Below are 18,213 nucleotides of genomic sequence, written 5' to 3'. Positions count from 1 at the left end.
TTGTGGCATAAACAACCAGACTTTGTTTCGACATCCATGTTCAACAAGGACCACACAATGCAACAGCGCAAATTAGGTACTAATGGCCCCCTCGTCTCTGCCCTGGGTTTAGGTTGCATGGGGATGAGCGATTTCTACTCCACCGGTTATGACGAGCAGGAAGCGATCGCCACGCTACATCGGGCTCTGGAACTGGGGGTGACGCTGCTGGACACCGCAGATATGTACGGCCCGCACACCAATGAACAACTGATCGGCAAGGCGATCAAAGGCAAACGCGACCAGGTATTTCTGGCCACCAAGTTCGGTATTGTGCGCGATCCGGCAAATCCCACTGCGCGGGGCGTGAGCAGTAAACCGGACTATATCCGTCGCTCGGTAGAAGGCAGCTTGCAGCGGCTGGGGGTAGAAACCATCGATCTTTACTACCAGCATAGGGTCGACCCTACGGTACCGATCGAAGAGGTGGTTGGCACCCTGGCGGATCTGATCAAAGAAGGCAAGATCCGTCATATTGGCCTGAGTGAAGCCTCGGTTGCCACGTTGGAACGCGCTCACCAGGTGCATCCGATCACCGCGTTGCAGACTGAATATTCCTTGTGGAGCAGGGATGCCGAGCAGGGGCAACTGGCCGCTTGCCAACGTTTGGGCATTGGCTTTGTCGCCTATAGCCCGCTTGGGCGTGGCTTCCTGACCGGGGCGATCCAGAGTATCGAGGACTTGGCTGCAGACGATTTCCGCCGCGACAATCCACGTTTTCAAGGGGAAAACTTTGCTCGCAATCTCGAACTTGTAACCAAGGTCAGTGAACTGGCCAGGCAGAAAGGCGTGACCCCTTCGCAACTGGCGTTGGCCTGGGTGATGGCGCAGGGGGATAACATTGTTCCAATCCCTGGCACCAAACGTCGGCGCTATCTGGAAGAGAACGTAGCGGCTGCGGAGATCTCGTTAAGTGAGCAGGAATTGGCAGCGATTGAGGCGGTATTCCCACAGGCAGGCGTGGCAGGTGCACGCTATACAACGGTAGGTATGGAGTTGGTTAACGGTTGATGGCAGGGGGCTACAGTGAGGATATTTCCCCCTAACCAGAGTGGTAAGGGGGAATCCTGACCTACTACCTTTTCTTCTTCGCATCGCGTGGCTGGCGGGCCACGGTGGCTTTGTACACCTTGAAGCGGCCATTCTGCGCCAACACTTCATGGCTGCCGAAGGTGGCATCCAGAATATCCGGGTAAGGCAGGAAGGCGTTGGCGACGATACGCAGTTGGCCACCGATTGGCAGGTGTTTTAACGCCCCGCGGATCAACGTTTCTGCGGCGGTCAGGCTGGTGGCCAGGCCGTCATGGAACGGTGGGTTGGAGATGATCAGGTCAAAGCGGCCGGTAATGTCGGAGTAGACGTTACTGACGATCACTTCCCCTTCAATACCGTTGGCAGCCAGTGTCGCCCGGCTGGATTCTACGGCTGCGGCGTTGACGTCGCTGAGGGTCAGCTTCATTTTCGGTGACAGTTTAGACAGCACCGAAGCCATTACGCCAGCGCCACAACCCACGTCCAGCACTTTGCCTTTCATGTGTTTTTCCAGCGTGGAGAGCAGCAGTGAACTGCCAACGTCCAGGCCGTCACGGCTGAACACGCCAGGCAGCGTCTTCACTTCCAGATCGTGCAGCTGATAGCTTTCCCACCAGTCGGCCAGATCAAACTGGGTCTGCACATCGATGCGGCCATGATACAACCCACAGCGGCGAGCGCTGTCGATCTTGGCAAGCGTGGCATGGCCTTCCAGGGTTTGTTCCGCACTGCGCACGCCGCTGCGGTTTTCACCGACGACAAAAATTTCTGCGCCAACCGGCAGCAGGGCCAGGATATTGCACAGTTGGAACTGCGCTTCCTGCTTGCTCTTTGGCCAGTAATACACCAGCGTATCGCACTCGGCGACGAAGGCAGGATCGATCGTCAGGCCGAACTGTGCATGCTCTCCCATCGTCCGGTTCAGTAACTGCCAGTGATGGTATTGCTGGGTGTGGACACGCACATCCGCGGCCTCGAATTGGGCCGGCAGGGTATCCTGCAGATCGCCGGCAAACAGCACGCGGCGTTCCATAAATTCATCACTGTGGCGCAGCATGACTTCACTGGCGGGGGTTAATGCAGACATCAGTTTTCGGCTCCTCAAGATTTAGCCGGAGATTATAGAGCTTTGTGGCCAGATGTTCGACGGGTTTGTTGGCGCAGGCTGCGTGGGTTTGTTAGCATAGCGCGGCATAGGGCAGGTAGGGTGCGTCACACACGGGGATCGGCATGGCATCAAAACGCGACTGGTTGTTACAACAGCTGGGGATTACGCAGTGGACATTACGCCGCCCTGGAGTGTTGCAGGGGGAGGTGGCGGTAAGCGTGCCCCCGAACGTGCGCCTGCTGGTGGTGGCACAGACATTGCCAGACCAGCACGACCCGCTGTTTTGTGACGTGCTGCGCAGCCTGGGGCTGACAGCAGCACAAACCTATGGTCTGACACCGGATCAGGTAGCGATGCTGCCACAAGATACCGAGTGCAACAGTTGGCGGTTGGGCGTCACGGAGCCGTTAGCGGTGGCCGGCGCGCAGCTACATAGCCCGGCGCTGGCCGAGCTTTCTCAAGATGCGAGTGCGAAACGCGCACTCTGGCAGCAGATTTGTCATCATGAACAGCATTTCTACCCTGACAGCGGCCGATCTGGCCACAGCCTTCAAGATTGAACAAGCCAGCCATGCGTTTCCCTGGACCGAGGCGACGCTAGCCAGCAATCAGGGTGAACGTTACCTTAACCTGAAACTGGAAGCTGAAGGGCAAATGGCGGGTTTTGCCATTACCCAAATCGTGCTGGACGAAGCCACGCTGTTTAATATTGCCATCCATCCAAGCTGGCAGCGCCGAGGCTTTGGCCGCACTTTGCTGACTGCCGTGATCGAGCAATTAGAAGCACGTGGTGTGGTCACTCTGTGGCTGGAGGTTCGAGCCTCCAACCGCGGTGCGATAGCGCTCTACGAAGACCTTGGCTTCAATGAAGTGACGGTGCGCCGCAACTATTACCCCGCAGCCAGTGGCCGCGAAGACGCGATCGTTATGGCGCTGCCGCTGGGGTAGCGACTTATAGTTCCCTTGTGCAGCCGATTTGGCCTGCCATTATCTTATGCCGAAGAAACCATTGATTGTCACCGGTTGGTAAATCAGCGAAAATACTCGGCTACTATCTTTTTATTACCGCTTTGCCTGGCGCCGCGATTGGCGTGTTGTGATGATGAGCAGGGCGGACTAACCATAGAAACGTGAAAAACATGTCTCCTAGTGAATTCGCCCGCGAAGTTGCGAAAAGAAGAACTTTCGCCATTATCTCGCACCCCGATGCGGGTAAAACCACCATCACCGAGAAGGTGCTGTTATTCGGACACGCTATCCAGACCGCCGGTACGGTAAAGGGCCGTGGCTCGAGCCAGCACGCCAAATCCGACTGGATGGAGATGGAAAAACAACGTGGTATCTCGATCACCACCTCTGTGATGCAGTTCCCGTACCGTGACTGCCTGGTTAACCTGCTCGATACCCCGGGGCACGAAGACTTCTCCGAAGATACCTACCGTACCCTGACGGCGGTGGACTGCTGCCTGATGGTCATCGACGCCGCAAAAGGCGTTGAAGATCGTACCCGCAAGCTGATGGAAGTTACCCGCCTGCGTGATACGCCGATCCTGACCTTCATGAACAAACTTGACCGTGACATCCGCGATCCGATGGAAGTGATGGATGAAGTTGAGCGCGAACTGAAAATCGCCTGCTCGCCGATCACTTGGCCGATCGGCTGTGGCAAGCTGTTCAAAGGGGTTTACCATCTCTATAAAGATGAAACCTATCTGTACCAGACCGGTAAAGGCCACACCATTCAGGAAGTGCGCATCGTTAAAGGGTTGAACAACCCTGAGCTCGATGCTGCCGTAGGCGAAGATCTGGCCGCCCAGCTGCGTGATGAGCTGGAACTGGTGCAAGGGGCTTCCCATGAGTTTGAGCAGGAAGCCTTCCTGGCAGGCGAACTGACCCCGGTGTTCTTCGGTACTGCGTTGGGCAACTTCGGTGTCGATCATATGCTTGATGGGCTGGTGGCCTGGGCGCCTGCGCCAATGCCACGTAAAACCGATACCCGTGAAGTGGTCGCCGCGGAAGAGAAATTCACCGGCTTCGTGTTCAAGATCCAGGCAAACATGGATCCTAAACACCGCGACCGTGTGGCGTTTATGCGCGTGGTGTCTGGCCGCTATGAGAAAGGCATGAAGTTGCGCCAGGTTCGTACCGGCAAAGACGTGGTGATCTCCGATGCGCTGACCTTTATGGCCGGTGACCGCTCGCACGTTGAAGAAGCCTACCCAGGCGACATCATTGGCTTGCATAACCACGGCACCATTCAGATCGGCGATACCTTCACCCAGGGTGAGGATATGAAGTTCACCGGTATTCCGAACTTTGCACCAGAACTGTTCCGCCGTATCCGCTTGCGCGATCCGCTCAAGCAGAAACAGTTGTTGAAGGGGCTGGTCCAGCTGTCGGAAGAGGGGGCAGTGCAGGTATTCCGCCCAATCGCCAACAACGATCTGATCGTTGGTGCGGTCGGCGTGCTGCAGTTTGACGTGGTGGTTGCCCGTCTGAAAAGCGAATACAACGTGGAAGCGCTGTATGAATCGGTGAACGTCTCCACAGCCCGTTGGGTCGAGTGCGACGACGTGAAGAAATTCGAAGAGTTCAAGCGTAAGAGCGAGCTGAACCTGGCACTGGACGGCGGCAACAACCTGTCGTATATCGCACCAACCATGGTGAACCTCAACCTGACTCAGGAACGCTACCCAGAAGTGGTGTTCCGCAAAACCCGCGAGCATTAATCTCGTCAACAGGGCGCTTCTAAGCGCCCTGTGTTTTCCTTCTTCAGCCCCCATCCTGCTAATTATTAAACCCTTCTCACTAATCCTTTCTTCTAAACCGAACAAGATTTTTCCGCGATCTGGCGGCAAATTTTCACTTATGGTCTATATTTATCAGGGTGCGTAGCGACATCCGAGCGTAAAATACTACCGTATCCACATATTTTAGAGAGTTATTCGGTAGTGTTGCCGATCGGAGACAGTCCTATCTTAGTAATATCAATAAGATAGTGATGTGGATCCCAAATCAACCGCCATGTGTCTCCAATAGACGACAGTTTTGCGCTTAATTGTTGCTCATTTGTTTTGTTGTTGTTGATTTTTAACGGCATTTTTAACTTGGCACGGGCATTGCAAGTATACTTACCGTAGAGCAATAGTCCGGTCGTGAACGTTTGATTGTATAGAGATCGTGAAGTATTCATTTGAGTTAGCCGCACTCTGGCGGCACCAGAGCCCACAGCAGTTTGGGGTTCTACAACAAGAAGGAAGAGATCGATGAAAAATACCAAGTTTGCACATTCGCTGATGGCAGTCGTTTTGGGTTCGGTACTGGTTAGTGGTTCAGCCCTGGCTGAAGAGACCATGATGAACAAAGCATCAGGCGTAGTTGATAGTACTGGTGCCAAAATCGATAGCTCCATGAAAAAAGTCGACAACTATATGGATGACAGCGGCATAACGGCTAAAGTTAAAACTGCGCTGGTTGACGATAAAGCCATCAAAAGCACCGACATCTCGGTGGAAACCGAAAAAGGTGTGGTGACATTGAGCGGTTTTGTCGCCACTCAGGCTCAGGCTGAGAAAGCGGTAGACGTTGCAGGTCGAGTAGAAGGGGTCAAATCCGTCAGCGATAAGCTGCACGTGAAAGATCAAGCGACCCAGTCGGTGAAATCCTATGCCGGTGACACTGCGACTACCAGCGAACTGAAAGCCAAACTGCTGGCCGACGACATCGTGCCTTCACGCAACGTGAAAGTAGAAACCACCGATGGTGTGGTACAGCTTTCCGGTGAGGTGAAAACCCAGGCGCAGTCTGACCGTGCAGAAAGTATTGCCAAAGCCATTGATGGCGTGAAAAGCGTCAAGAACGATCTGGCGGTAAAACCTTAATCGTCAGTAACAGTAAGCAACAACTCCCAGGCTAACGCCTGGGATGTACTACCAGAAATAGAATAATCCGCAGTTTCAAGCCGCACCCAGCAGGGGCGAGCCAAACGCGAAATTTTTATCACCATGGTAAGGAGAGGCTTATGTTTCGATGGGGCATTATATTTTTAGTTATTGCATTGATCGCCGCAGCACTGGGTTTTGGTTCGTTGGCAGGTACTGCTGCCTGGGCCGCCAAAGTCGTGTTCGTGGTAGGGATCATTCTGTTCCTGGTCAGCCTGTTTACCGGCCGTCGGCGCCCTTAGCGTCTCTCTAAACTGTAACAAAGCTTGATTCTTTTTCTCTGCGCCAGGAGGCAGGTCATGAATAGCGACATCATTGTTGGCCGTTGGAAACAGCTGAAAGGCCAGGTTTGGCAGGCATGGGCGGAGTTTTCCGGCAATGACGGCCTGTGGCTGGCAGGGAGCAATGACTGCCTCTCTGGCGTATTACAAGAAGATTACGGAAGAGAGCAAGAAGAGGTATCCTCGGGAAACTCGGGAAAACGGCCACATTGAGGATACGGGGTTGGGATACAGAATACCCATCACGCTCGGTAATATAGAACCCCTGGCGTATAAACCATTCCGGCCCGGTAAAATGGCGCTGGTGTGTGAGGGCGGCGGACAGCGCGGTATCTTTACCGCCGGCGTACTGGATGAATTCCAGCGCGCCCGCTTTAACCCTTTTGATCTGATGATTGGCACCTCTGCCGGTGCGCAGAATCTCTCGGCATTCGTTTGTGGCCAGATGGGATACGCACGGCGGGTGATCACTCGCTACACCACCTCTGCCAATTTCTTTAACCCGCTGCGCTTTGTGCGTGGTGGGCACCTTATCGATCTCGACTGGTTATTGGATATTACCTCACAACAGCTGCCACTGGCCTTTGACGTGGCGGAGCAACAGTTGGGCGATGGCCGTGAATTTCTGATGTGCGCCTGCCGCAGCGATGACTTTACGCCGGTTTATCTCCCTGCGGCACGGGATAGCTGGTTACCGGCAATCAAGGCCTCCAGCGCCATTCCCGGTTTTTATCGTATGGGCGTAGAGCTGGATGGCATCAGCTATCAGGATGGCGGCATCAGCGATGCCATCCCGGTGGAAGAGGCCTATCGCCGTGGGGCGGATACCATCGTGGTGATCCGCACCGTGCCTTCACAGATGGTTTATACGCCGAAGTGGATGAAACGCATGGAGCAATGGCTGGGTGAAAGCAGCCTGCAGCAAATGGTGCGGGTGTTGCAGCATCATGAGCAGAGCTATTTGCGCATCCAGCAATTTATTGAAAAACCTCCCGGTAAACTGCGCATCTTCGAAATATTCCCGCCTAAGCCTCTGGCGAGCAATGCGCTCGGCAGCCGTTTGCCCGCGCTGAATCGCGATTACCATCTGGGCCGCCGTTGTGGGCGCTATTTCCTGGCTACGGTTGGCCACTGGCTGCTGGAGCAGGAAAAGAACGATGGCATGACGGTAACAACATCACTTTCCCGTCGTCTGATCCAGCCGGAAACCGTGCGGATGCCTTCGCCGATTATTACCGATGTGCTTAACCCGCAGGGCCATGCCGTGCAACCTGAACTGCCACCAAAAATCATCCTGCCAGGTGACGGAGATGTGCTGTGAGTTACGCCTTTACGGATACCCATTGCCACTTTGATTTCCCGCCTTTTAGCGGGGATGAGCAAGCGAGCCTGGCACTGTCCGCGCAAGCTGGGGTGCAGCAAATTATTGTGCCAGCGGTAACGGCCGATCGCTTTGTGCGTATTCTCAAACTGGCGCGCGAACATACTCCGTTGTTTGCCGCGCTGGGGTTACACCCACTGTATATCGCCCAACACCATGATGAGCAGCTCGAACAACTGGCAGGTTTTCTGGCCAGTAAGCCGCAGAAGCTGGTCGCGGTGGGGGAGATAGGGTTGGATCTGTATATGGCCGAGCCGCAGTTTGAACGCCAACAGGCGTTGCTCAAAGCACAGCTGAAGCTGGCAAAGCAGTATGATCTGCCGGTGATCCTGCACTCTCGCCGTAGCCACGATCAGTTAGCTGCCGCATTGCGTCGTACCGAGGTGCCGCGCCGTGGTGTGGTGCATGGCTTTGCTGGCAGTCTGGCTCAGGCGCAGGCCTTTATTCGCCTCGGTTATTACATTGGTGTAGGCGGCACGATCAGCTACGAGCGGGCGCAGAAAACCCGCCAGGTGATGGCGCAGTTGCCGTTGACCTCGCTGTTGCTGGAAACCGATGCGCCGGACATGCCGTTGGCGGGTTATCAAGGGCAGCCGAACCGACCTGAACGGGCTGCGGAGGTATTTCAGGTACTCTGCCAACTGCGGCCTGAATCTGCCGACGACATTGCCGAACAGCTACAACAAAATAGCCAATCCCTGTTTGCATTAGATCCGTACCTCTCACTTTAAATGTGATTTGAATCACGTTGTGTGATTTTCAGTTACTTCCACTTGTATATATTTGTGACATAAAACGAGTCTCATCCCGCCTCGCTCAGTATAATTGCGTCCCATTATCGCCCTTGGGCAACCCGTTTTATCCTGCGGGCCGGGGGCATTTCTTCTTCGCAACAGGGACATATTCGTATGCAACTCTTCATGAGCCTGGTCGGTATGGTGGTCTTGATCGCCATTGCGGTGCTGCTTTCCAGCAACCGGCGCGCTATTAAACTGCGTACCGTACTCGGCGCGTTTATCATCCAGATTGGCATTGGCGCGCTGGTGCTCTATGTCCCGATCGGGCGACGTATTCTTGGTGGCATGTCGGAAGGGGTGGCAAACGTCATCGCTTACGGTAACGAGGGCATCTCTTTCATCTTTGGGGGCCTGGTTTCCGACAAAATGTTTGAAGTGTTCGGCGGTGGCGGCTTCGTGTTCGCCCTGCGCGTGTTACCGGTGATTGTGTTCTTCTCCTCGCTGATTGCGGTGCTCTATTACCTGGGCATCATGCAGGTGGTAATCAAGCTCCTCGGCGGTGGTTTACATAAGCTGTTGGGTACTTCGCGGACGGAATCGCTGTCAGCCACGGCCAACATTTTTGTGGGGCAGACCGAAGCGCCGCTGGTAGTGCGCCCTTATATCGCCACCATGACCCAGTCGGAGCTGTTTGCCGTCATGTGCGGCGGCCTGGCTTCGGTAGCCGGTTCAGTGCTGGCGGGCTATGCCCAGATGGGCGTACCGTTGGAATACCTGATCGCCGCATCCTTTATGGCCGCGCCGGGTGGGCTGCTGTTTGCCAAATTGATGGTGCCGGAAACCGAAAATACCCAAGACCGAGCCGATGCGATGAAGCTGATCGCCGAAGACGAGCGCCCGGCAAACGTCATCGACGCTGCTGCTTCTGGTGCGGCATCTGGCATGCAACTGGCACTGAACGTGGGGGCGATGCTGTTGGCATTTATCGCTCTGATCGCGCTGCTTAACGGTATTCTTGGCGGTATTGGTGGCTGGTTCGATTTCCCACAGTTGTCGCTGGAACTGATCCTGGGCTGGGTGTTCTCGCCAATCGCGTTCCTGATTGGTGTGCCTTGGAGTGAAGCGATGGTGGCCGGTTCGTTTATCGGGCAGAAGGTGATCGTTAACGAATTCGTGGCCTACATGAACTTTGGTGCCTACCTGCGTCCAGATGACGTGGTGGCTGCTGAGGGTCTACAGGTGTTGTCACAGCACACCAAGGCGATCATCTCCTTCGCGCTGTGTGGGTTTGCCAACCTGTCTTCCGTAGCGATCCTGCTGGGTGGTCTAGGCAGCATGGCACCAGGCCGTCGTCACGACATTGCTCGTTTCGGGTTGAAAGCGGTGGCAGCCGGTACCTTATCCAACCTGATGAGTGCCACCATCGCCGGATTCTTCCTGGCGTTGTAAGCTATACTTGGTATCAACAACCAGGCTCCTGAAGGGGCCTGGTTGCCTGCCAACAGGGCATTCGCCTGATGACCGACGTCTCTTTAGTGAATTTGTGAACAATATCGCGTTATTTTGTGATGATCTTCACATATAATTCAGTCCTGTTACAGTGCTATCCTGTGTAGTGTGAATCAGAACACAAATATGCCAGAGTGATCGTGTTCAAATGGCGATTGCTGGCTATGCGAAAATCGAAGGGCTATGTGCGGTGAGAAGGATCTCAGTTGCTGGCGTGGGAAGACTATCCCGCGCGCTATCTTCAAGGAACCAAGTCCGCTCGCCAACATCAGAATGCTCAGTTGGAGAGTTTTATGACCGAATTAACCGCAGCAGCGCAACGCGCGCTGAACCTGATGGATTTAACCACACTGAACGAAGATGACACCGACGAGAAAGTGATCGCGTTGTGTCGTCAGGCGAACAGCCCGGCAGGCCATACTGCCGCCATCTGCATCTATCCGCGTTTTATCCCGATTGCCCGCAAAACGCTGCGTGAGCAGGGGACGCCAGATATCCGTATCGCCACCGTCACCAACTTCCCCCATGGCAATGATGATATCGACATCGCCGTGGCAGAAACCCGTGCGGCCATCGCCTACGGTGCCGATGAAGTTGACGTGGTATTCCCTTACCGTGCCCTGATGGCCGGTAACGAGGAAGTCGGGTTTGAGCTGGTCAAACAGTGCAAGCAGGCCTGCGCCGCTGCCAACGTGCTGCTGAAAGTGATCATCGAAACCGGTGAGCTGAAGCAGGCGGAACTGATCCGTAAAGCCTCCGAGATCTCTATCAAGGCTGGGGCTGATTTTATCAAGACCTCTACCGGTAAGGTGCCGGTCAACGCCACGCTGGAAAGCGCTGAGCTGATGATGACCGTGATCCGTGATATGGGCGTAGGCAAAACCGTTGGCTTCAAGCCAGCCGGTGGCGTGCGTACCGCTGAAGATGCTCAACAGTATCTGCAACTTGCCGGGCGTCTGCTGGGAGAAGACTGGGCCGATGCGCGCCACTTCCGCTTTGGTGCTTCGAGCCTGTTAGCCAGCCTGCTGACCACGCTGGGGCATAGCACCCAAGCCGCTGGTAACGGTTACTGATTTTCATACCCTTCGTCTTTCAAGCCGTAGCGTTGTTGGCTGCGAACGTAAACCCCAGTCACTTATGATGTATAAGCTCCTGGGGATTTACGTTCTTGCCGCCTAGCTACAACTTGAAATCCATTGGGTATCTCGCGGCATACTGTTTTCTTGCGGATACTACAGCGTGGATAACGCTTCCCTATGGTATGTCGAGTCTTCCTAATATCAGCTAAAACAGGGGGCTACTTTGTTCTTGGCACAAGAAATAATCCGTAAAAAACGTGACGGGCAACCGTTGAGCGAAGCTGAGATCCGCTTCTTCATTAACGGCATTCGCGATAACGTGGTGTCAGAAGGGCAGATTGCTGCGCTGGCGATGACCATCTATTTCCACGACATGACCATGCCAGAGCGTGTGGCGCTGACCATGGCAATGCGTGATTCCGGCACGGTGCTGGACTGGAAAAGCCTGTCGCTGAACGGCCCTATTGTGGATAAACACTCTACCGGCGGCGTGGGCGACGTGACTTCGCTGATGCTTGGCCCGATGGTGGCAGCCTGTGGCGGCTACGTACCGATGATTTCAGGCCGTGGTCTGGGCCACACTGGCGGTACGCTGGACAAACTGGAAGCGATCCCTGGTTTTGATATTTTCCCGGATGACAACGCGTTCCGTAAGATCATCAAAGACGTTGGCGTGGCGATTATCGGCCAGACCAGTTCACTGGCTCCGGCAGACAAGCGTTTCTACGCGACGCGCGATATCACCGCTACCGTCGACTCCATTCCGCTGATCACCGGTTCTATTCTGGCTAAGAAACTGGCCGAAGGGCTGGATGCGTTGGTGATGGACGTGAAGGTTGGCAGCGGTGCCTTTATGCCGACCTACCAGCTTTCTGACGATCTGGCGCAGGCGATCGTGGGCGTTGCGAATGGTGCCGGTTGCAAGACTACCGCGCTGTTGACCGATATGAACCAGGTGCTGGCTTCCAGCGCCGGTAATGCGGTCGAAGTGCGTGAAGCGGTACGCTTCCTGACCGGGGAATATCGCAATCCGCGTCTGCTGGAAGTGACCATGGCGTTGAGCGTGGAAATGCTGCTGTCTGGCGGCCTGGCTACCGACGATGCTGACGCTCGTGCCAAACTGCAGGCGGTGCTGGATAACGGCAAAGCGGCGGAAATCTTTGGCCGCATGGTGGCGGCACAGAAAGGCCCAAGCGATTTTATCGAGCGTTACGACAGCTATCTGCCAGCCGCGACGTTAACCAAGCCGGTTTATGCCGAGAAACCAGGTATCATTACCGCGATGGATACCCGTGCTCTGGGTATGGCGGTGGTGTCACTGGGCGGTGGCCGTCGTCGTGCGACCGACAGCATCGACTACAGCGTGGGCCTGACCGATGTGGCCCGCCTGGGCGACACTGTCGATACGCAGCGTCCATTGGCGGTTATCCATGCCAACGACGAAGAAAGCTGGCAGCAGGCGGCAGATGCGGTACGCAGCGCGATGGTTCTGGGCGACAAAGCGCCAGAAGTCACGCCGGTGGTTTACAAACGCATCTCTCAATAACATTTTTTAAACGTTCAATGGCAGTTTTGAATTTTGTGACTGTTTATACCCAATGGATTTCGAGCTACAGCTAGGCGGCAAGTGCGTGAATCCCCAGGAGCTTACTTAAGTAAGTGACTGGGGTGAGCGCACGCAGCCAACAACGCTGTAGCTTGAAAGACGCAGGGTATCAGCGTGAATACGCAGGAGAGTATGATGAAACGTACGTTTATTATGGTATTAGACTCATTCGGCATTGGCGCGAGTGAAGATGCCAAAAGCTTTGGTGATGAAGGTTCCGATACCCTTGGCCATATCGCTGCTGCCTGTGCGCGCGGCGAAGCCAACGTGGGCCGTAGCGGCCCGCTGACCCTGCCAAACCTGAGCCGTTTGGGCTTGGGCAAAGCGGCGGAAGAATCAACCGGTAAGTTCCCGGAAGGGTTGGATAAAGACGCTGAAATCATTGGTGCTTACGGCCATGCCAGCGAGCTTTCCTCCGGTAAAGATACGCCATCAGGTCACTGGGAAATTGCCGGTGTGCCAGTCTTGTTCGACTGGGGCTATTTCTCGGACGAGCACAACAGCTTCCCGCAGGAACTGCTGGACAAGCTGGTGGCGCGTGCCAACCTGCCAGGCTACCTCGGTAACTGCCATTCATCCGGTACCGTGATCCTGGATCAACTGGGCGAAGAGCATATGAAAACCGGCAAGCCGATTTTCTACACCTCTGCGGACTCGGTGTTCCAGATTGCCTGCCATGAAGAGACTTTCGGCCTGGATCGCCTGTACGAGCTGTGTGAGATCGCTCGTGAAGAGTTGACCGAAGGTGGCTACAACATCGGCCGTGTGATTGCCCGTCCGTTCCTGGGGAATAAGCCAGGTGAGTTCCAGCGTACCGGTAACCGTCACGATCTGGCCGTGGAACCCCCGGCTCCAACCGTGCTGAAAAAGCTGGTAGATGAGAAGGGTGGCGAAGTGGTTTCCATCGGTAAGATTGCCGATATCTATGCCAACGTAGGGATCACCAAGAAGGTGAAAGCTACCGGGATCGACGCCCTGTTCGACGCCACCTTGATCGAGATGGAAAAAGCCGGTGACAACACCATCGTGTTCACCAACTTTGTTGATTTCGACTCCTCTTACGGCCACCGCCGTGACGTGGCTGGCTATGCTGCCGCGCTGGAGCTGTTCGACCGCCGTCTGCCAGAGCTGCTGAAGCTGGTGAAAGGGGATGACATCATCATCTTCACCGCTGACCACGGCTGCGACCCGACCTGGCCAGGCACCGACCACACCCGTGAGCACATCCCGGTTCTGGTCTATGGCCCGAAAGTCAAACCAGGCTCGCTGGGGCATCGCGAAACCTTCGCCGACATCGGCCAGACCGTCGCCAGCTATTTTGGCGTGTCGCCGATGGATTACGGCAAATCCATGCTTTAATACCGCTTTTAATGACGCTGGCCTTGATGCCAGCGTCTTTATTTCAATGAATTGAGGGAAGTGATTATGGCAACGCCACATATTAATGCTGAGATGGGTGATTTCGCTGACGTAGTGCTGATGCCGGGGGATCCGCTGCGGGCAAAATACATCGCAGAAACCTTCCTGGAAGGCGCGGTGGAAGTGAACAACGTGCGCGGCATGTTGGGTTTCACCGGCACCTATAAAGGTCGTAAAATCTCGGTAATGGGCCACGGCATGGGCATCCCATCCTGCTCTATCTATGCGCGTGAACTGATTGCCGAGTTTGGCGTGAAGAAAATCATCCGTGTCGGCTCTTGTGGCGCCGTGCGTGATGACGTCAAACTGCGTGATGTGGTGATTGGCATGGGGGCTTGTACCGATTCCCAGGTTAACCGTATGCGCTTCAAAGGCCACGACTATGCGGCCATTGCGGATTTCGACATGGTGCGTAATGCGGTTGACGCAGCGGCTGCTCAGGGCATCCCTGCACGCGTGGGTAACATCTTCTCCGCCGATCTGTTCTACACGCCAGATCCGGATATGTTCCAGGTGATGAAGAAGTACGGCATCCTGGGCGTAGAGATGGAAGCGGCAGGCATCTACGGCGTGGCCGCAGAGCTGTATGAAGAGTTTGGTAGCACGGCGTTGACCATCTGCACTGTTTCCGACCATATCCTGCGTCACGAGCAGACCACTGCTGCTGAGCGTCAGACCACCTTTAACGAGATGATCGTTATCGCGCTGGAATCTGTCCTGCTGGGCGACAAAGCGTAATGACCTTGCGGGCGCAGCACGCTGCGCCCCATTTTATCTATTCACCCTTATACCAACCTTTCTAGCTAATTCTTTACCTTTCCGCTAATTAGCGCTATTACTCTATTCATCTATCTATTCACTAATCTATTCAGCGATGAGCACAGTCGAAAAAATTCTGCGTAATGGACCCGCTTCTTCCCGGGAACTGACTGCCGCATTGGGGATCAGCCAACCCACGCTGTCGCGCCGTATCCGCGATTTGGCAAGATCGGTTCTGGTCATCGACAAAGGCAGATCCACGCGTTATGCGCTCAGGCGGGAGGTGGCTGGTGAGTCGAATTTCCCACTGTATCAAATCGATAAGCTGGGTAAGGCGCATCTGTTTGCCACGCTCTATTCCCTCTATCCGGCAGACAGCTGCGCGGTGTTCGATGAACAAAGCGGTAAGTGGCAGTTGTATGATGGTTTGCCTTGGTATCTGAACGATCTGCGCCCGGTAGGTTTTCTTGGCCGCGCCTGGGGGAAAGCCGTTGCACGGCAGCTAAAGTTGCCGGAAGACGTTCTGCAATGGAATGAAGAACAGCGCCTGGTAGCGCTTTGTCATTATGGTGAGGATATGAGTGGCGATCTGTTGCCGGGTGCAGAGAGTTATCAGCGTTGGTTAACGCGTGCGGCTGAAATCCCGGTACCGATGGCGGGCAAGGCCAAGTATTACGCTACGCTGTCTGCACGCGCATTAGCGGGGGAACTGATTGGTTCTTCTGCCGGTGGCGAGCAGCCCAAGTTTAGTGCCTATGCCGAACTGTCGGGAGGCCGCCGAAGTCATGTGTTGGTGAAGTTCAGTACGGTACCGGACAACGCCATTGCGCAACGCTGGAGCGATTTGCTAATCGCAGAGTCATTGGCATTACAAGTGGTTGCAGAGGCCGGGTTGTGTTCCGCACCGACAAAGGTGCTGTTTGGCGATAACCAACAGTGTTTTTTGGAGATCGAACGATTTGATCGTATTGGTGAACATGGGAGAGTCGCTCTGGTTTCACTGGAAGCGTTGGATGCCGAGTTTAGCGGCAGCGGCGGGGCTAACTGGGTCACCGCAGCGGAAAAGCTATTGCAGCAGGGGATCATCGATCATCAAACCTGGAAAACAATCGGTCTATATTGGGCATTTGGCAGGCTGATCGCCAATAGCGATATGCACCAGGGGAATCTATCGTTCCTGCGTACGGAGCAGTGGCCGATGGTATTGGCTCCGTTGTATGACATGTTGCCGATGGCGTTTGCCCCTGCCAATAGCGGTAATATGCGAAAAACAGCGGTGGAAATCAGATTGGGCAATGAGGTCAACGGCCCCATTTGGCGGCAGGCCGAGTTGATGGCGGTTGAATTCTGGCAGCGTACGGCACAACATCCGCAGATCAGCGAATCGTTCCGGGCCATTGCTGCTCAAATGCGGGTACAGCTTCAGACGCTGAACGATCGTATTCAGCGCTTGGCTTAATCTTTCTTTGTCTCTTCCTGCTCTGCCGGTTTCTCGTCATCACCATCATCTACCGTGTTACCTTCTGCCAGCGGCGTGTTGGCGGTTAGCAGGTATGGCGACTGCTGCCAGCGGCTGCGGCGGCCTTGCAACAGGGTACGGGCCAAAATAATGCCGATGGCCAGTGCCAACAGGATCATCAGGCGCAGCAGGTTGGTGGTGTTATCCACCTGTTTGGATTCGGTGGCCAGTACGTGGGTATCCAGCGTTACGCGGATAAAGCCCAGCGGGCCATCTTTGCCCTGGATTGACTCGACAAGCTGGTGGTTGAAGTAGCTACCCGCGCGTTTGCCATCCAGCGCCAGGCGATCGCGCACGCTAATCTGCTCGCCGGAATGGGCGATCAGGGTGCCGTCCAATTGATAGACGCTGGCGTCCAGAATACGGCTGTGATCGGTCAACTGCGTGAGAATGCGCTCAACCTGCTGATTGTCTATGTCGCTGTCGCCATCCATCAGCGGAGTCAGGCTAAAAGCCACCTGCTTGGTCAAGGTTTGTGCCAATTCTTCGACCTGTTCCGATCGCGCCATTTGGTGGCTCAGGCTAAAATAGGAGGCACCTTGCATCAACAGCACCAGCAACGCCAGGCAAATCAGGATAATCGCGGTGCGATGCAGGCGGAATTTCAGTTTAGCTTTAGCCATTAGGCTTCCTTTAGGGCGGTCATCCGGGAGTCACGATTGACCACCTGGCTGTGCGGTACCGGGATGTACCAATACCGCGAGCGCATCGATGCGCTAGAGCGGCCAACTAGAGATTCATAGGGTAATATGTTGCCAGAAGCAATGGCGATAGGATAGCTTGATGCGTCGTTTTATCATGCAGTGTTATTCAGGAGTTAAGGATGCCAAATAGTCTGACCTATTGCGATCTCCCCGCTGAGATCTCTCAATGGCCGGGGTTGCCTCTTTCGTTGAGCGGTGACGAAGTCATGCCGCTGGACTATCGGGCGGGCCACACCGGTTGGCTACTATATGGCAGAGAACTGGATAAAGAGCGTATTACTCAGTTCCAGCGCAAGCTGGGTGCCGCGATGGTGATCGTGACGGCCTGGGCGGTGGAAGATTATCAGGTGGTTCGCCTGGCGGGCACGCTAACTGCGCGCGCCAAACTGTTGGCGAACGAAAGCGGGTTAGACGTTGCTCCACTGGGCAAAATCCCTAACCTGCGCAAGCCGGGTCTGTTGGTGATGGATATGGACTCGACGGCGATCCAGATTGAGTGCATCGACGAAATCGCCAAGTTGGCCGGGGTGGGCGAGCAGGTCAGTGAAGTGACCGAACGCGCGATGCGTGGCGAACTCGATTTCACCGCTAGCCTGCGCCAACGCGTGGGTACGTTGAAAGGGGCTGATGCCAATATCCTCAAGCAGGTGCGTGATGAATTGCCGTTGATGCCTGGGTTGACCAGCCTGGTGCGCAAGCTGCAGGCGCTCGACTGGCACGTCGCCATTGCCTCCGGCGGCTTTACCTATTATGCCGAGTACCTGCGTGACAAGCTCAAGTTGGTGGCCGTGGCCGCCAATGAACTGGAGATCCGCGACGGTAAGCTGACCGGCGAGGTGCTGGGGCCGATCGTGGATGCGCAGTTCAAGGCCGATACTTTGGTGGCGCTGGCAGAGAAGCTGGGGATCCCACCGCAGCAAACCGTAGCGATCGGCGACGGTGCCAACGATTTGAAAATGATGCAGGTGGCCGGGCTGGGTATTGCCTATCACGCGAAGCCTAAGGTCTATGAGAAGGCGCAGGTCTCGATCCGCCATGCCGATCTGCTGGGAGTGCTCTGTGTGCTCTGCGGCAGTTTGAAACACGATGTGAGGTAAGC

General features: G+C 55.2%; 18 protein-coding genes. 16 read left to right on the top strand and 2 right to left on the bottom strand.

Annotated elements, in window-relative coordinates; all coding sequences use genetic code 11:
- The first annotated feature begins 57 nt into the window (after window positions 1-57).
- Window positions 58-1,050: an aldo/keto reductase gene (locus AC6HVW_RS18210; RefSeq protein WP_186486779.1), complete on the top strand. Its 993-nt coding sequence runs from the start codon at window positions 58-60 to the stop codon at window positions 1,048-1,050.
- A 64-nt stretch (window positions 1,051-1,114) separates the two neighbouring features.
- Here the strand turns inward: AC6HVW_RS18210 and rsmC are convergent, their stop codons facing one another.
- On the bottom strand, window positions 1,115-2,158 hold the full coding sequence (gene rsmC, locus AC6HVW_RS18205) for a 16S rRNA (guanine(1207)-N(2))-methyltransferase RsmC (protein ID WP_024527242.1): 1,044 nt from the start codon (window positions 2,156-2,158) through the stop codon (window positions 1,115-1,117).
- Between the two features lie 143 nt (window positions 2,159-2,301).
- On the opposite strand from rsmC, the gene AC6HVW_RS18200 reads away from it, so the two are divergent.
- From AC6HVW_RS18200 to yjjJ, 14 genes are all read left to right on the top strand, one after another.
- On the top strand, window positions 2,302-2,739 hold the full coding sequence (locus AC6HVW_RS18200; RefSeq protein WP_071682493.1) for a DNA polymerase III subunit psi: 438 nt from the start codon (window positions 2,302-2,304) through the stop codon (window positions 2,737-2,739).
- The gene (gene rimI / locus AC6HVW_RS18195; RefSeq protein ID WP_071682494.1) at window positions 2,684-3,127 is read left to right on the top strand and encodes a ribosomal protein S18-alanine N-acetyltransferase; all 444 of its coding nucleotides are present in this window, start codon (window positions 2,684-2,686) and stop codon (window positions 3,125-3,127) included. Before AC6HVW_RS18200 ends, rimI begins: the two co-directional genes overlap by 56 nt.
- A 191-nt stretch (window positions 3,128-3,318) precedes the next feature.
- On the top strand, window positions 3,319-4,908 hold the full coding sequence (gene prfC, locus AC6HVW_RS18190) for a peptide chain release factor 3 (RefSeq protein WP_021808015.1): 1,590 nt from the start codon (window positions 3,319-3,321) through the stop codon (window positions 4,906-4,908).
- Between the two features lie 537 nt (window positions 4,909-5,445).
- Window positions 5,446-6,060 (top strand): molecular chaperone OsmY, encoded by a 615-nt coding sequence (gene osmY, locus AC6HVW_RS18185; RefSeq protein WP_021808016.1) that lies wholly within the window; start codon window positions 5,446-5,448, stop codon window positions 6,058-6,060.
- A gap of 140 nt (window positions 6,061-6,200) precedes the next feature.
- Entirely contained in the window at window positions 6,201-6,362 is a 162-nt protein-coding gene (locus AC6HVW_RS18180; protein ID WP_004933089.1) for a DUF1328 domain-containing protein, read from the top strand.
- A gap of 57 nt (window positions 6,363-6,419) precedes the next feature.
- Window positions 6,420-6,614, top strand: coding sequence for a CsbD family protein (locus AC6HVW_RS18175; protein WP_071682495.1), 195 nt, complete (start codon window positions 6,420-6,422; stop codon window positions 6,612-6,614).
- A 10-nt stretch (window positions 6,615-6,624) separates the two neighbouring features.
- Entirely contained in the window at window positions 6,625-7,722 is a 1,098-nt protein-coding gene (locus AC6HVW_RS18170) for a patatin-like phospholipase family protein (RefSeq protein ID WP_071682496.1), read from the top strand.
- The gene (locus tag AC6HVW_RS18165; RefSeq protein WP_059199643.1) at window positions 7,719-8,513 is read left to right on the top strand and encodes a TatD family hydrolase; all 795 of its coding nucleotides are present in this window, start codon (window positions 7,719-7,721) and stop codon (window positions 8,511-8,513) included. The genes AC6HVW_RS18170 and AC6HVW_RS18165 overlap by 4 nt, the downstream gene beginning before the upstream one ends.
- A 189-nt stretch (window positions 8,514-8,702) precedes the next feature.
- On the top strand, window positions 8,703-9,968 hold the full coding sequence (locus tag AC6HVW_RS18160; RefSeq protein ID WP_024485506.1) for a NupC/NupG family nucleoside CNT transporter: 1,266 nt from the start codon (window positions 8,703-8,705) through the stop codon (window positions 9,966-9,968).
- Window positions 9,969-10,321: 353 nt separating this feature from the next.
- Window positions 10,322-11,101, top strand: a complete 780-nt coding sequence (deoC, locus tag AC6HVW_RS18155) for a deoxyribose-phosphate aldolase (RefSeq protein ID WP_037376682.1) — start codon at window positions 10,322-10,324, stop codon at window positions 11,099-11,101.
- A gap of 229 nt (window positions 11,102-11,330) precedes the next feature.
- The gene (gene deoA, locus AC6HVW_RS18150) at window positions 11,331-12,653 is read left to right on the top strand and encodes a thymidine phosphorylase (RefSeq protein WP_071682499.1); all 1,323 of its coding nucleotides are present in this window, start codon (window positions 11,331-11,333) and stop codon (window positions 12,651-12,653) included.
- Between the two features lie 195 nt (window positions 12,654-12,848).
- Entirely contained in the window at window positions 12,849-14,072 is a 1,224-nt protein-coding gene (gene deoB / locus AC6HVW_RS18145) for a phosphopentomutase (protein WP_071682500.1), read from the top strand.
- Between the two features lie 66 nt (window positions 14,073-14,138).
- Window positions 14,139-14,870, top strand: a complete 732-nt coding sequence (gene deoD / locus AC6HVW_RS18140; RefSeq protein ID WP_021179222.1) for a purine-nucleoside phosphorylase — start codon at window positions 14,139-14,141, stop codon at window positions 14,868-14,870.
- Window positions 14,871-15,006: 136 nt separating this feature from the next.
- Window positions 15,007-16,350: a type II toxin-antitoxin system HipA family toxin YjjJ gene (yjjJ, locus tag AC6HVW_RS18135; RefSeq protein ID WP_059199645.1), complete on the top strand. Its 1,344-nt coding sequence runs from the start codon at window positions 15,007-15,009 to the stop codon at window positions 16,348-16,350.
- On the opposite strand, the gene AC6HVW_RS18130 is transcribed toward yjjJ, so the two are convergent.
- A complete protein-coding gene (locus tag AC6HVW_RS18130) occupies window positions 16,347-17,033 on the bottom strand; it encodes a YtjB family periplasmic protein (protein ID WP_021179224.1) in 687 nt (228 codons plus the stop codon). The two genes, yjjJ and AC6HVW_RS18130, sit on opposite strands and share 4 nt — an antisense overlap.
- Before the next feature lie 200 nt (window positions 17,034-17,233).
- Between AC6HVW_RS18130 and serB the strand changes: the two genes are divergently transcribed.
- Window positions 17,234-18,211, top strand: a complete 978-nt coding sequence (serB, locus tag AC6HVW_RS18125; RefSeq protein WP_021808022.1) for a phosphoserine phosphatase — start codon at window positions 17,234-17,236, stop codon at window positions 18,209-18,211.
- The last annotated feature ends 2 nt before the right edge of the window (window positions 18,212-18,213 follow it).

The organism is Serratia sp. NCCP-200 (assembly GCF_059697885.1).
The sequence above is the reverse complement of the archived record's forward strand: the minus strand, read 5'-3'. Positions and strand labels throughout refer to the sequence as shown.